This is a genomic window from Glutamicibacter sp. 2E12 (assembly GCF_050030965.1).
Lineage (GTDB): Bacteria > Actinomycetota > Actinomycetes > Actinomycetales > Micrococcaceae > Glutamicibacter.
In genome coordinates this window covers 3,101,838-3,116,482 of sequence record NZ_CP188297.1, presented here as the reverse complement: position 1 = coordinate 3,116,482, position 14,645 = coordinate 3,101,838, and the positions used below count along the sequence as shown (strand labels likewise).

Below are 14,645 nucleotides of genomic sequence, written 5' to 3'. Positions count from 1 at the left end.
CTAAGACAGTAGATGAAGGACGAACAGAGTAATGGCTCGTAAGAAGTCTGAAGAGATTCCAGCGGATTTCGTTGAAAATATCGTCGATATAGACGTCACCAATGAAATGGAATCATCCTTCTTGGAGTATGCCTACTCGGTGATCTACTCCCGCGCGCTTCCCGATGCCCGTGATGGGCTGAAGCCAGTTCAGCGCCGCATCCTCTTCCAGATGGCGCAAATGGGCTTGCGCCCGGAGAAGGGCCATGTCAAGTCCGCCCGCGTGGTCGGCGAAGTGATGGGCAAGCTGCACCCCCATGGCGACACCGCGATCTACGACGCCATGGTCCGCCTGGCCCAAGACTTCTCCCTTCGGCTGCCATTGATCGATGGCCACGGAAACTTCGGATCGCTCGATGACGGCCCGGCAGCCCCGCGTTACACCGAGGCCCGTCTGGCAGCCTCCGCTGTTGCCATGACCGCTAATCTGGACGAAGACGTCGTGAACTTCGTCCCGAACTACGACAACCAGTTCATGCAGCCCGAAGTGCTGCCAGCAGCATTCCCCAATCTGCTGGTGAATGGCACCACCGGCATTGCCGTGGGCATGGCCACCAACATGGCTCCCCACAATCTGGGCGAAGTTGTCGCTGCTGCGCAACACCTGCTCAAGGAACCGGACGCCACCGTCGAAGAACTCATGAACTTCATTCCGGGCCCGGATTTGCCCTCGGGCGGCAGCATTACCGGTTTAGACGGCATCAAGGATGCCTACCGCACCGGTCGTGGCCTGTTCCGCACCCGAGCTACCGTGGCCCTGGAGAAGGTCTCCGCACGCAAGTCGGGCCTGGTAGTCACCGAACTGCCTTATGGCGTGGGCCCTGAAAAGGTCATCGAGAAGATCAAGGATGGCGTCAACAGCAAGAAGATCTCCGGCATCTCCGATGTTGTCGACCTGACCGACCGGCATCACGGCCTGAAGCTGGTTATCGAGCTGAAGAACGGTTTCAACCCGAACGCTGTCCTGGCCAGCCTGTACAAGTACACCCCGATGGAAGACTCCTTCGGCATCAACAACGTTGCCCTGGTCGACGGCCAGCCACGCACCATGGGGCTGGGCGAGCTGCTCACCGTGTATGTGGACCACCGGCTGGATGTTGTACGCCGTCGCACCGCGCATCGCCTGGCCAAGCGTGAAGACCGTTTGCATCTGGTGGAGGGCCTGCTGATTGCCATCGTTGATATTGACGATGTCATTGCCATTATCCGATCCTCCGAGCAGACCGCAGAAGCACGCGAACGCCTGATGACGGTCTTCGACCTGAGCGAGCCGCAGGCCAGCCACATCCTGGAACTGCGGTTGCGCCAGCTGACCAAGTACTCCACGCTGGAGCTGGAAACCGAAGCCGAGCAGCTGCGCAACGAAATCGAGGAACTGCGCGCCATTTTGGAGTCCGATGAGCTGCTGCGCACCCTGGTTTCCGATGAGCTCGGGGAAATGGCCGACACTTTCGGCACCCCGCGCCGGACCAAGCTGCTGAAGTCTGCTCAGCTGGCACCGCTGAAGGGCACCGCGTTGCCTGAAGAAGTCGGGACAGGCAAGAAGGCCAAGTTGGCCATGGAAGTCTCCGACAGCCCGTGCTGGGTATTGCTCTCGGCCACGGGGCAGCTCGCCCGGACTCCTGATCGGGACGTCGTGGACTACTCCGCGGCGCGCATCAAGCACGACGTGCTCACCTCGCAGGTTGCTTCCAGCGCCCGTGGTGAGATCGGAGCACTGACGAGTACCGGACGGATTATTCGCATCTCGCTGATCGATGTTCCGGTGCTCCCGGAATCCCATGGCTTCCCGCAGCTGGCCCATGGCGTGCCGATCTCCGAATTCCTCAAGCTGGGCAAGGGCGAAAGCGCGGTGGCCCTGGTTCCGCTGAACCAGGTGATTGCCGTGGGCACCAAGAACGGTGTGGTCAAGCGGGTCACCCCGGACTACCCGCTGAACCGTGACGAGTTCGAGGCGATCACGCTCAAGGACACCGACGTCGTGATTGCCGCGGCGCCGGCCGAGGATGCCGATGAGCTGGTGTTCATGACCAGGCAGGCTCAGCTGCTGCGTTTCAGCGCTTCGGCGGTGCGTGCCCAGGGCCGCACCGGACAAGGCATGGCCGGCATCAAGCTCGCCGCCGATGACCAGGTGATCTTCTTCGGTGTGGTTCCTGCCGGTGCTGGCGACGCGGTGGTAGCCACGATCGCTACCGGTTCGCAGACCCTTCCTGGCACCTCGGGCCAGTCGGTGAAGCTCACCGACTTCTCCGAGTTCCCGGCGAAGGGCCGCGCCACCGCGGGCGTGCGCGCTCACCGTTTCGTCAAGGGTGAGGACTACCTGCAGCTAGGCTATGCCGGCCAGGGTCCTGCGCGTGCCAGCTCCACGGCAGGCGTAGTGCGTGCTTTGCCTACCGAATATGGCAAGCGCGATGGTTCGGGCGCGCCTTTGGCCCAGTCAGTGAACATCATTGGCGGAACCATTGCCGGCGGGCACGATGCTTCTGCAGCACCTGCTGCCCAGGACCTCCAGGCAACCGCGCGGCAAGAAGCGTTGATTCCCGAGCCAACCAAGGCAAAAGCGGCCCCGGCCATCACGCCGGGCGAAGACGCGCTGCCTTTCGACGACGGCGGAGTAATCCTCTAATCCAGCAGCGCCAGAACTGAACGCGGCGTCGTTTCCACCTCCTATCCGTGGGTGGAAGCGACGCCGCAGTCCTATGCGCTGACCCTGGGCTTCTGGCTTCCCAGTTCAATGCGGTGGGTGCACTGCCCGGCAAGCATCTGGTCATGGGTGATCAAGACGACGGTTCGTCCGGCAAGGGCGAGATGCAAGGTGGAAAGCAGCTCCTGGGCTTCATCCACCCCCAGATGGGCAGTCGGTTCATCAAGCAAGATGATCTGGTGGCCGCCCACCATGGCACGGGCCACGGCGAGCTTGCACCGCTGACCGCCGGAGAGCTGGTGCCCGCCGGAACCGATGCGTGCCTCGAGGCCTTCTGGCTGTGTTGCCAACCAGTCCGACAGCCCGACTTGCTCCAGCACTTCTTCCAGCTGCGCATCGCTGCGCAGCTGGCCTTCAGTGACGCCCAGCATCAGGTTCCGGCGAATCGAAGAGTCGAAGAGGTGCGCCTCTTGCGGGCACCAGGCAACCGATGACAGGTCTGCCTGCTCTAGATCCAGCAGGTTCCCGCGGGCATCGATGCCCTTCAACTTGCCCGATTGCGCTGGCAACGCGCCCAGCAACGCGGTGAGCAACGTCGATTTGCCAGAACCCGATGGACCGGTAATGGCCGTCCATTGCCCTGCCGGGATGCGGGCGTTCAGATTCTCCAGAACTGGCGTTCCCTGCTCGTACCCGAGGCTCAGCGCTTGCGCATCGAAGCCGGCGATCCTGCTTTGCTTCACCGGCGGGTTGTGCTGCGCTGCTCGTGCGCCGTGGCTTTGCATGCCGCGTTCTTCCAGCTTCGATGACAGTACCTTCAGCGCCCGCCCCTGCTGCACCGCCAGCAGGGCATTGCCAGCGCTCTCCCCCAAGGCCAGGCCCAGGAGCACGGCCAGTGCCGTAAACGATGCGCTGCTGTGCGATAGCGCGGTGATGGCAATGGCAAGCAATACGCTGGTCAACGTGGCCAGGGCCGTGGCGCTGCCTTGGCCCAGGGCATGCCGGCGAGCGCGCTGCGTATTGCGTGCTTCGGCGTCCTGGAACCGGCCAATGGTCCGTTCCATGGCCTGATTGCTGCGCAGTGCGGACTTGTGCCGCAAGATGCCCAGCACGCTCTGGTTCATCTGCATCCGGTGGCTGAGCTGATGCACGAGGTGTTCGCCTTCAATGCGCTGCACAAGCCAACGCACCGGGAAGACCAGCACCAGCAGCGCACCGAGGGCCAGATATCCGAATTCGGGCTGGATGAAGTACAAGGCCGTTGCTGCTGCAACCCACACTACGATTGCCTGCAGCGGCGGGAACAGCACCCGGGCCAATAGGTCGCGCAGTTCATCGACCTCGGCCAGCAAGAATCGCAGGATGACCGAGGAACGGGTCAGCAAGCCCCACTGTGCGGGGTTGGCCACCATCGCGTTCCACATCTTCTCGCGCAAATCCGAGGCATAGGCCAGCACCGCGTCGTGAATCGCGAGCTGTTCCAGGTAGCGGAAGGCAGCTCGTCCGATTCCCAGGCCTCGGACCATCGCGAAGGCTACGGTCAGGTGCAAGATGGGAGGCTGGTAGCTGGCTTCAACGATCAGCCAACCGCTCAGGGCCGCGAGCGCCACGGCGCATAGCACGCTGACTGTCCCCCAGAGCACGCCCTTGGGGGCAGCTTTGTACCCGGCAAGCAAGTCGCGCATCGGGGTGAACTTGGACTTCACCGGCCGTTGGCCAGTGGCGCCAGGCTGCGTTGCCGCGGTGGCTCGCGACCGGTTGCCTGCGGATTCTTCACGGTGGGCAGGGCCAGCACCATGCGCTATGCTGCCCGCACGTTCGTCCTGCCCGAAGGCGGGGTCGTGGCTGGCGACCAGCATCGCGCAGCGGGCTGGAAGTTCACTCAGCAGTTCGCGTACTTGCTGGGCGTTGCGCTCATCGAGGTGCGCGGTAGGCTCATCGGCCAGCAGCACGGTGCAGTGGTCGTCGCTGTGAACCCGCAGCAACGCGCGCAGCACTTCCAGGCGGCGCAGCTCGCCGGGTGAATATTCACCGATCGGGCGCTCGAGCATGGACTCCATCGATAGCCGGGAGCTGAGCTCTCGGCGCAGTTCAGCCGATGCCGCGGGGGCGTCCTGGTCCAGTTGCCCGTTGCCGGTTGCTGCGTTGAATTGCGGATGCTGGCTAATCACTGCAAGCTGGCCGGCTATGAAGACCCGCCCGGTGGCCAAGGCCGGATCGAAGGTGTTGTCGCTGCTGTGCGCCTCGGCGATCAGCTTGAGCAGCGTGCTCTTGCCCGAACCGCTGGCAGTGGACAATACCAGGCGCTCCCCCGCGCGCAACTGAATATTCACGGCTTGGTGGATTGGATGCATGCCATCGTAGCTGATCCGCAGGTCCGCGACGTCCAGGACGCTATCTGCGTTCCTGGCCGTGCTGGCACGAAGCTGATGGACCGGGGTGGCAGCGGTGATGGCTGTGTACTTCTGGTAGGCAGCCAGCCCGTCATCGGCCGCATGGTAGGCAGAGCCCACTTCGCGCAGTGCCGAGAACAGCTCGGGTGCCAGAATGAGGATTATCAGCCCGGCGGCGAGATCCATATTCCCGCTGACCAGTCTCACGCCGATCATCACCGCGAGTACCGCCACCGAAAGGGTTGCGATCAGTTCCAGCCAGAAGCTGGACATGAATACGGTTTTCAGGTTGGCCATGGTGGCCGCCCGGTATTTGCTGCTGACGGCGGCGATGGCGCTGCCGTGCGCCCGTGCCCGGCCCAAGCCCAGCAGTGCGGGCAAGCCCTGGGCGAGTTCGTAGAGCTGGTGGGCAAGCCGATCCAAGGTGGCTTGGGATTCGTTGAGGGTGTCCTGGGTGTGCATGCCGATCAATGCCATGAACACCGGCACCAGCGGGATCGTCAGGAGCAGCACCACTGCGCTGATCCAGTCCAGCTGCAGAATGTAGAGGCCAAGCAGTAGCGGGACGGCCAGGGCGCCGATGAGCGCAGGAATGAATTTGGTGAAGTAGTCATCGAGCTTCTCAAGGCCATGGCTGGCCAAGGTGGCGGTGACCGGTATGGAATGCTGTTCCGCCGCGGGGACGATGGCCGGTTGCGCGGCTTGCCTGCGCACCAGGTTCAGCCGTAGCCGTTCCTTCGCGCCCAGGCCCATGCGGCGGGCGCCGGCGTTCAATCCCCATGCGCTGAGCGCTCGAAGCGCGGCGCCGGCCAGCGCCAGGATCAGCAGGTGCGATTCATTGGCCCCTCCATCGGCCATGGTGGCGATCCATTGGCCCAGCGCGTAGGCGACGAATACCAGCCCGACGACTTTGAGCGCGGAGAACAGCGCCAAAACCAGGAATTGTCGTGGCGTGATCAGTTCACGCGGCAGGAATCGCGGGGCTGGCATTACTACTTCTTTCCCTCGGAAATGCGGTTACTTGATGATGGAGACGACTCGATGAGTTTCTGGAATGTGCTCTTCGCGCAAGCGCTTGCGGAAGACCCAGTAGCTCCAGGCCTGGTACGCCAGGACCATTGGCACGCCGAAGGCGGCCACGACGCTCATGAGCTTCAGGGTGTAGGCAGTGCTGGACGCGTTAGCCACGGTCAGGTCGAAGGCCGGGTCGATGGTCGATGGCAGCACTACCGGGTAAGCGGCGGTGAAGATCGCTGCGACCCCGGCGAGCAAGGTGGCGCCCAGGGCGATGAAGGAGAGTCCCTCGCGCCCAGCGCGGCCGCTGGCTATCGAAATGGCCAGGCAGACCGCTGCCAGGCCCAACACCGCCCAGGCGATGGTGGAATCGTTGTCCAGCAGCACCAGCAGGACCCACGCAACTAAGGGCAGGATTGCTAGCGGCAGCCAGCGGCCTACGAGCTTTCCTGCTTCATGGCGGACTTTTCCGTCGGTTTTCAACCGCAGGAATGCCAACGCATGGATCCAGCAGAACGCCACCACTGCTGCGCCGCCGAGGACGGCATGCCAGTTCAGCCACGCGAAGGCCCCTCCGATTCGGTCGCCGTTCTCGTTCAAAGGCAGGCCCAAGGTGGTCAATGCCAGCATGGCACCGACACCGAAGGCGGCCACCAGCGATCCGATTCCCAAGGCCAGGTCCCAAGCTTTCCGGGTTGCTGCGGTGATCGCCTTGCCTCGGTACTCAATGGCAACGGCACGGAAAATCAACGCCAGCAGGACAAAGGTCAGCGGAATGTAGAGGGCCGAGAACAGCGAGGCGTACCAGTGCGGAAACGCTGCGAAGGTCGCACCGCCGGCGGTCAGCAGCCATACCTCATTGCCATCCCAGACCGGGCCGATGGTATTGAGCAAGAGCCGTTTGCGCTTCTCGGTGGAACGGCCGAGACCGATGAGCATGCCCACCCCGAGGTCAAAGCCTTCGAGGAAGAGATAGCCGCACCAGAGCAGCGCGATCACAATGAACCAAAGTGTTGGAAGCCAATCCATTGATGTTCTCCTTAGTCCGTGCCGCTAGTAGGCGAAGGCCAGTACGTCGTCGTCATCGTTGTCCGGGTCCGAGGGGCCGTCCGCTGGTGAATGATCTGACGGTTCAAGCTCCGGCATTGCCGATGCCACGCCGCCACGAATGTAGCGGCTGAGCAGCACCAGTTCCACGACCAGCAGCACACCGTAGATTGTCGTGAGCGCGATCAGCGAGAAGAGCAGTTCTCCTGCGCTCACTGTCGGAGAGACCGATGCTGCGGTGTACATGAACACCTGGTCCACGCCACCCATCTGCGGGTTGGGGACTACAGTGAATGGCTGCCGGCCCATTTCGGTGAAAATCCAGCCAGTGGCGTTTGCGCCGAAGGGTGCGGCAATGCCTAGCAGGGCAAGGCGCGAGAGCCATTTGTTTTCTGGGACGGTGCCCTTGCGAGTGATCCATAGCGCAACGCCAGCAGCCAATGCCGAGAGCCCGCCGAGGGTGATCATCAAGCGGAAGCCCCAGTAGGTCACTTCCATCACTGGCAAGTAGTTGATTTCCTGGCCTGCGTACTTGCCGAAGGATTCATCGTTCGGATAGTACTTGCCGTATTTTTCCTGGTATTCCGGAATCAGCGTGTTCACGCCCTTGATTTCGGTGGTGAAATCCCCATTGGCCAGATACGAGAGAATGCCCGGGATTTCGAAGACCGCTACGACGTTGTCGCAGTTGGTTGAACCCTTGGCGGTGATATCTCCCAAGGACAGCACCGAGAAGCCTGTTCCATCGTGGCAAGCTGCCTCCGCAGCAGCCATTTTCATCGGCTGCTGCTCGAACATGAGCTTTGCTTGTTCGTGCCCGCTCAGTGCCACACCGAGGAACGCGACCATTGCTACCGCGGCGCCGATGCGCAGGGACTTGATCCAGACTTGGTAGTCCACCTTGTCACGGCTTTTACCGCGGCTGGGATCTTCGCCCACGACAACATATCCGTTGGCATCCACCGAGTCGATGCCTTCTTTGCGTCGGCGGTAGAGATGGAACCATGAGATGCCCAGCAGGAAGCCGCCGGCAACGGCGAAGGCACCGAAAATAGTGTGCGGGAACGTCACTAGCGCCGTGTTGTTGGTGAACACCGCCCATGCGTCGGTCATCACGGCTCGGCCGTCAACTATTTTCGTTCCAACCGGGTGCTGCATCCATGAGTTCGCAACAAGGATGAAGTAGGCGGAAAAGATCGTTGCCAGGGATGCGCACCAGATGGTTGCCAGGTGCACGCGTTTGGGAAGCTTCTTCCAGCCGAAGATCCAGAGCCCCAGGAATGTAGATTCTACGAAAAAGGCCAGCAGTGCTTCCATGGCCAACGGCGCTCCGAATACGTCCCCTACATAGCGGCTGTATTCGCTCCAAGCCATGCCGAACTGGAACTCTTGGACAATGCCCGTGGCGATGCCCATGATGAAGTTGATCAGGAAAAGCTTGCCCCAGAATTTTGTCATTCGCAGCCAGTGCTCGTTGCCGGTGCGATGCCACATGGTTTGCAGCGTGGCCACGGTCAGGCCTAGTCCAATGGTCAGGGGCACCATCAGGAAGTGGTAGACCGTCGTAATGCCGAATTGCCAGCGGGCAATCTCTAGAGCATCCATGGATTCCTCAACTATCGTGGGATCGAAGTTCAATCACTTTTCTACGTTCCGTAGAAAAGTTCTCCAAGGCCACCATAGACGATTTCGACAGCGTGTAGAAATCGAGACGATAAGCAATTTCAGAAACTGGAAACTTCGCCAGTGCGCACGTGGGCGCAAATACTAAGCCTATTGACAGGGTTGTGTCTACGGTTCTTAAAAAACCCAAGTCAACAAGTTTCACCCGCGACATTCTCGCACCTCATTGCGAAACGGGTAAAGCATGTACTCACCCCTCTCTTTTACATGCCGTAGAAATATTGTGGAAAGATGGCTACAATTAAGAACCCAAGCAGTGTGCTTGCACTCCATGAGTCAAGCAACCGCGTCAAAACTAATGCAAGTGAGGTACGACCTAGTGGCCAGCCTTGGCGATCTGGAACGCTCCGTCATGGATCTTCTGTGGGATTCTGCAGAACCACTCACCGCGAATGACCTTCGTGATGATTTGGCGGCGCTTGGCACCGACGCGAAAGAACTCGCAGTCACTACGGTGCTGACTGTGCTAGCCCGTCTCGAAAAGAAGGGTTTGGTAGAGCGCGAGCGCACTACCCGCCCTCACCGGTACGCAGCTTCATCCTCCCGTGAGGATCACACCGTTGGACTGCTCAACGACGCCCTGGGCACCGCCCAGGACCGTGAAGCAGTCCTGGCACGATTCATCGGAGGCATCTCCCCCGACGAGGCAGCATCCCTGCGTGCTATCTTGGACTCAGTAAAGTCCGCATAATTTAGAAGAACTTCGGGGACTGAGTGCTTCTCACCTCATATTTCCTAGCGGCGTTGGCTATCGCATTGGCGTGGCCGACGCCGTTGGCTTTATCCAAGGCTAAATGGACCGCCCGCTCACCAGTGCAAGCGGTACTCCTTTGGCAAGCCATCGCATTAGGCGGTGGACTTTCCATGATCGGCTCGATGCTTGTTTGGGGCTTGGCCCCATTGGGCGATGACCTCATCTCCGCGCTTCATGGCGGCTGGCTCCTGATAATGGGAGATCCCAGTGTGCCCGACCCCGGCGAAGTGCACCTGTTCGCCTTGAGCGCAGCACTGCTCTTCGGATTTCACCTGGTATTAACCCTCATACGAGCGGCTTGGCGCATCTCTCGCCAACGAGCCAAGCACCGGCATCTGCTGCGCCTCTTGAGCAACCCGTCCCAGACGCGGCCAAATACCCTAGTGATTGATCACGACATGCCTGTTGCATATTGCGTGCCGGGGATTTCGCAATCGGTGACCGTGCTATCGCGCGGATTGCTCACCCAGCTCTCTGCCGAAGAGCAACAGGCGGTTATTGCCCATGAACGCTCCCATTTGGATCAACGGCATGATCTGCTGATCCTGGCATTCACGGCGTGGCACGAAGCGTTGCCTTGGCTACCGACTTCACGCCTTGCCCTCGACGCAGTGCGCCAACTGATAGAAATGCTCGCCGACGACAAAGCACTGGAAAAGGTCAATAGGCACACTTTGCTCAAAGCCATTGTCACTGTCGCCACCGCCGCAGCAATGGATGATTCGTCGTCAAAGAATCATTCGTCCAGTGCCGGCCTAGTTGGCATGCCAGATGGTGAAGTCTCCTCCCGCCGGCTGCAACGCTTGCTCTCCCCGCAGGATCCGCTGGGCCGCCCCCAGCGCGCACTAGTGCTCCTGAGCACCATCATGTTGCTGATCTGCCCGACAGTCCTGCTCATCGCACCGCGGTTGCTGGACTGGTAGCACTCTCTTGGCGCAAACAGCGAAGTCCCTGGACCCCGTTAGGGCCAGGGACTTCGCCGTTTGCATTGCTCTAGACGTCGATACGATCTCGTTCAAGATCGTCGGCGCCGTCGATAATGAACTTCTTGCGAGGCGCTACGTCGGAGCCCATCAGCAGATCAAAGACCTCCTCGGCTGCCTGCGCATGCTCGATGCCGACACGGCGCAGCATACGATGACGCAGGTCCATGGTGGTTTCAGCCAGCTGGTCCGCGTCCATTTCGCCTAGGCCCTTATAGCGCTGGATCGGCTCCTTGTAGCGTCGGCCTTCCTTCTCCAAGTTGGCCAGCAGCTTGGTCATTTCCGCCTCAGAGTAGGTGTAGATAACCTCATTCTGCTTCGACCCCGGATTGATCACCTCAATGCGGTGCAGCGGCGGAACCGCTGCATAGACGCGACCGTGCTCGATCATGGGACGCATGTAGCGATAGAACAACGTCAACAGCAATGTCCGAATGTGCGCACCGTCAACATCAGCATCAGTCATCAAGATGATCTTGCCGTATCGGGCTTGCTCAATGTCGAAGCTGCGCCCCGAACCGGCCCCAATCACCTGGATCATCGCTGCGCACTCCGCGTTCGAGAGCATGTCCGAAATCGAGGCTTTTTGCACGTTGAGGATCTTGCCTCGAATTGGCAGCAGCGCCTGGTACTCGCTGGAGCGCGCGAGACGGGCAGTGCCCAATGCGCTGTCGCCCTCGACGATGAACAGTTCAGACTTTCCAACTTCCTTGCTGCGGCAATCGAGCAGTTTGGTTGGCAGCGAAGAAGACTCCAAAGCGGTCTTGCGACGCTGGGTTTCCTTGTGCATACGTGCCGACACGCGAGATTTCATCTCGTTGACGACCTTCTCCAGCAGCGTGGACGCTTCAGCCTTCTCGTTGCGCTTATTGGATCCCAGTCGGTCGTTGAGTGCCTTCTCCAGCACCTTGGAAACAATCTGGCGCACCTGCGGTGTACCCAAAATTTCCTTGGTCTGCCCTTCGAACTGCGGCTCTGCCAGTCGGACGGTCAGCACGGCAGTCATGCCCGCCAGCACGTCGTCCTTCTCCAGCTTATCCTTCTGGCCGAACTTGAGCTTCCGCGCATTGGCCTCCACATTCTTGCGGAAGGACTTGAGCATGGCCTGTTCGAAGCCGGCAGTATGCGTACCGCCCTTGGGGGTCGCAATGATATTCACGAAGCTGCGCAGCGAGGTTTCGTAGCCGATTCCCCAACGCACCGCGACGTCAACTTCGCAGACACGCTGCACATCTTCAATATGGCTGCGACCACTGCCATCGATGACCGGAACCTTTTCATGGAACGATCCGCTGCCATGGAAACGCCAGATGTCCGTGACCGGCGAGTCGCTGCTCAGATAGTCGACGAACTCGCTGATGCCGCCATCATGCTGGAACACTTCCTCATGAGGCCCGTCCGCACCCGGGGTATCCGGTAATCCACGTTCATCGCGCAGGGTGATGCGCAACCCAGGAACCAAGAAGGAGGTCTGGCGCGCTCGATCCTGCAAATCCTTATAGGAGAACTTCGCATCCGGGGTGAAGATATGGTTATCCGCCCAGTAGCGAATGCGCGTTCCAGTCACGCCCCGCTTGGCTTTGCCGATAACGCCCGGAGCCGTCGCCGTCTCATGAGCCTTGAAAGAAGCGTCCGCTTTCTTGCGGCCCTTATCGGTAAATTTGCCTGGCTCTCCACGACGGAACTGCAGGCCGTAGGTCTTGCCGCCGCGGTCAACTTCGACGTCCAAACGGGCCGACAAGGCGTTGACGACCGAGGCGCCCACGCCGTGCAAACCGCCCGAAGCACTGTAGGAGCCGCCACCGAACTTGCCGCCGGCGTGCAGCTTGGTGAAGACAACTTCCAAACCGCTCAAGCCTGTCTTGGGTTCAACATCGACAGGAATGCCGCGGCCGTCATCCTGGACTTCAACGGAGCCGTCAGAGTGCAAGATGACGTCAATTGCCTGGCCGAAACCGCCCAGCGCTTCGTCAACTGAGTTATCGATGATCTCCCAGAGGCAATGCATCAAGCCACGGGAGTCGGTGGAGCCGATGTACATGCCTGGGCGCTTACGAACCGCTTCCAGGCCTTCCAAGACCGAAAGGTGCCGGGCGCTGTAATTGTCGGATGAAGCCACTGAGCTGTTGTCTCCTACTTGCATGAGAAAGTACGTCTTATTCCATATTCTAATCGTTAATGTGTTCGAATACCCGCTATTTTCCGGTGCTGCCCAGCACGCCGGTCTCCTATGACCTTATCCACATGCGCTACGCGGTGAGCGAAAGAACAGGCAAATCGGGATAAAGTCGGAGCCCAAGCTGGTTGTATAGAGTAACCATCAACTTTAGGAGGCTGGCAATGACTACTACGACCGCTAGTCGTGAACTGAACGCCCTCGACCGGTGCGACCGCTGCGGCGCACAGGCCTACGTGCGAGCCGTGCTGGCTTCGACAGGCGGTGAGTTGCTCTTCTGCGCTCACCATGCCCGCGATGTAGAACCGAAACTGCGTCCGCAGACTTCGGTCTGGCAGGATGAGTCCTCGCGACTCTATGAAAAGCCCAAGGTGGACGCCAACGACTAAACTCGTTGCCAGCCACTAATTCGAGAAGGTGACCCAATTCTGGGTCACCTTCTTCTTGCATTAACGGCAAATAAAAATGTGGCCAGCAGTTCAATGAATGAACTACTGGCCACATCCTCAGATTCTTAGTCTAGGTAATCGCGCAGTACCTGGGAACGCGATGGGTGACGAAGCTTGGACATCGTCTTGGACTCGATCTGGCGAATGCGTTCACGAGTCACACCGTAGACCTTGCCGATTTCATCCAAGGTCTTAGGCTGGCCATCGGTCAGGCCGAAGCGCATGGCCACCACGCCTGCTTCACGCTCTGAGAGCGTGTCGAGCACCGAGTGGAGCTGCTCCTGCAACAAGGTGAACGAAACTGCATCGGCTGGGACTACTGCTTCCGAGTCTTCAATGAGGTCACCGAATTCGGAGTCGCCGTCTTCACCCAATGGGGTGTGCAAGGAAATTGGTTCGCGACCATACTTCTGGACTTCGACAACCTTTTCAGGGGTCATGTCCAATTCCTTGGCCAGCTCTTCTGGGGTTGGTTCGCGGCCCAGGTCCTGGAGCATCTGGCGCTGGACACGTGCCAGCTTGTTGATGACTTCAACCATGTGCACTGGAATACGAATGGTACGTGCCTGGTCAGCCATGGCACGGGTAATTGCCTGGCGGATCCACCAGGTGGCGTAGGTCGAGAACTTGAAGCCCTTGGTGTAGTCGAATTTCTCCACTGCACGGATCAGGCCAAGGTTGCCTTCCTGGATCAGGTCCAGGAACAGCATGCCGCGGCCGGTGTAGCGCTTGGCCAGCGAAACTACGAGGCGAAGGTTGGCTTCCAGCAAGTGGTTCTTGGCGATCTTGCCGTCGTGGATGATCTGCTCATAGTCCCAGCGCAAGCGCTGGTCCATCGAGCCGTCGTCCTTTTCCAACTTGTCAGTTGCGAACAGGCCCGCTTCGATGCGCAGAGCCAAGTCAACTTCCTGCTCAGCGTTCAGCAGCGCGACCTTGCCGATCTGCTTCAGGTAATCCTTGACTGGGTCAGCGGTCGCTCCAGCGACCATGACCTGCTGCTGTGGAGCATCATCGTCACCGGTTGAAAGGGTGAAGCCCTTCGAATCATCGTCAGACTTCGAGTCCTTCGAATCGGTGCCTTGCTCAACATCGTCATCGGCGTCAGCCGACGCTCCGGTTGATTCGTCTTGCACTGCAGTTTCAGCAGCGACCTTTTTAGTCCGAGGCTTGGCCTTGGTAGCGCGCTTCTTCGCTGCAGGGGCGGCTGCCTCGACCTCGGCCGCTTCAACCTCGGCCTCAGTTGCTTTGCGATTAGCGTTCGTCTCAGAAGATGACACGAATAACCTTTCTAACGATGCGTTCCGGATGCACCTGCCGGTAACACCACTATGACCCTGTCAAGTCCGATGGCGTTTAATCATTGACTAAACACCGAGGGCTGGCACATTGATATCAACGCATCAAGCCCGCCTAATGTTCCCGAAATCCGGAGATTTCAAGACATAGGCAATTCGAACCTAACC

Annotated in this window: 10 protein-coding genes; 4 read left to right on the top strand and 6 right to left on the bottom strand. The window is 59.9% G+C overall.

Translation table 11 applies throughout. The features are described from left to right. The first annotated feature begins 31 nt into the window (after positions 1-31). Positions 32-2,665 carry a DNA gyrase/topoisomerase IV subunit A gene (locus ACP3TE_RS14590; protein ID WP_426734029.1) on the top strand — a complete coding sequence of 878 codons (2,634 nt, stop codon included), beginning with the start codon at positions 32-34 and terminating at the stop codon, positions 2,663-2,665. A 71-nt stretch (positions 2,666-2,736) separates the two neighbouring features. Here ACP3TE_RS14590 and cydC read toward each other — a convergent pair whose 3' ends face one another. Genes cydC through ACP3TE_RS14575 form a run of 3 tightly spaced genes read right to left on the bottom strand, consistent with a single transcriptional unit; the run spans position 2,737 to position 8,742 of the window. Then, positions 2,737-6,066, bottom strand: a complete 3,330-nt coding sequence (cydC, locus tag ACP3TE_RS14585; RefSeq protein ID WP_426734026.1) for a thiol reductant ABC exporter subunit CydC — start codon at positions 6,064-6,066, stop codon at positions 2,737-2,739. Positions 6,067-6,093: 27 nt separating this feature from the next. Continuing rightward, entirely contained in the window at positions 6,094-7,119 is a 1,026-nt protein-coding gene (gene cydB, locus ACP3TE_RS14580; protein ID WP_105656764.1) for a cytochrome d ubiquinol oxidase subunit II, read from the bottom strand. A gap of 24 nt (positions 7,120-7,143) precedes the next feature. Next, positions 7,144-8,742 carry a cytochrome ubiquinol oxidase subunit I gene (locus tag ACP3TE_RS14575; protein WP_105656765.1) on the bottom strand — a complete coding sequence of 533 codons (1,599 nt, stop codon included), beginning with the start codon at positions 8,740-8,742 and terminating at the stop codon, positions 7,144-7,146. A gap of 397 nt (positions 8,743-9,139) precedes the next feature. On the opposite strand from ACP3TE_RS14575, the gene ACP3TE_RS14570 reads away from it, so the two are divergent. Then, positions 9,140-9,511: a BlaI/MecI/CopY family transcriptional regulator gene (locus ACP3TE_RS14570; RefSeq protein WP_066144398.1), complete on the top strand. Its 372-nt coding sequence runs from the start codon at positions 9,140-9,142 to the stop codon at positions 9,509-9,511. 155 nt (positions 9,512-9,666) lie between these two features. On the opposite strand, the gene ACP3TE_RS14565 is transcribed toward ACP3TE_RS14570, so the two are convergent. Further along, positions 9,667-9,846, bottom strand: a complete 180-nt coding sequence (locus ACP3TE_RS14565) for a hypothetical protein (RefSeq protein WP_426736264.1) — start codon at positions 9,844-9,846, stop codon at positions 9,667-9,669. Here ACP3TE_RS14565 and ACP3TE_RS14560 point away from each other — a divergent pair. Next, entirely contained in the window at positions 9,769-10,497 is a 729-nt protein-coding gene (locus ACP3TE_RS14560) for a M56 family metallopeptidase (protein ID WP_332727150.1), read from the top strand. The two genes, ACP3TE_RS14565 and ACP3TE_RS14560, sit on opposite strands and share 78 nt — an antisense overlap. Positions 10,498-10,567: 70 nt before the next feature. Here ACP3TE_RS14560 and ACP3TE_RS14555 read toward each other — a convergent pair whose 3' ends face one another. Beyond that, positions 10,568-12,676 carry a DNA gyrase/topoisomerase IV subunit B gene (locus ACP3TE_RS14555; protein ID WP_105656859.1) on the bottom strand — a complete coding sequence of 703 codons (2,109 nt, stop codon included), beginning with the start codon at positions 12,674-12,676 and terminating at the stop codon, positions 10,568-10,570. Between the two features lie 221 nt (positions 12,677-12,897). Here ACP3TE_RS14555 and ACP3TE_RS14550 point away from each other — a divergent pair, with 221 nt between their 5' ends. After that, entirely contained in the window at positions 12,898-13,122 is a 225-nt protein-coding gene (locus ACP3TE_RS14550; RefSeq protein WP_105656767.1) for a DUF7455 domain-containing protein, read from the top strand. Between the two features lie 125 nt (positions 13,123-13,247). On the opposite strand, the gene ACP3TE_RS14545 is transcribed toward ACP3TE_RS14550, so the two are convergent. Continuing rightward, entirely contained in the window at positions 13,248-14,459 is a 1,212-nt protein-coding gene (locus ACP3TE_RS14545) for an RNA polymerase sigma factor (RefSeq protein WP_105656768.1), read from the bottom strand. Positions 14,460-14,645: the final 186 nt, after the last annotated feature.

Coding starts and splice junctions, on each gene's coding strand:
- ACP3TE_RS14590 (WP_426734029.1), top strand. CDS start 32: ATGGCTCGTAAGAAGTCTGAAGAGATTCCAGCGGATTTCGTTGAAAAT.
- cydC (WP_426734026.1), bottom strand. CDS start 6,066: ATGCCAGCCCCGCGATTCCTGCCGCGTGAACTGATCACGCCACGACAA.
- cydB (WP_105656764.1), bottom strand. CDS start 7,119: ATGGATTGGCTTCCAACACTTTGGTTCATTGTGATCGCGCTGCTCTGG.
- ACP3TE_RS14575 (WP_105656765.1), bottom strand. CDS start 8,742: ATGGATGCTCTAGAGATTGCCCGCTGGCAATTCGGCATTACGACGGTC.
- ACP3TE_RS14560 (WP_332727150.1), top strand. CDS start 9,769: ATGGGAGATCCCAGTGTGCCCGACCCCGGCGAAGTGCACCTGTTCGCC.
- ACP3TE_RS14550 (WP_105656767.1), top strand. CDS start 12,898: ATGACTACTACGACCGCTAGTCGTGAACTGAACGCCCTCGACCGGTGC.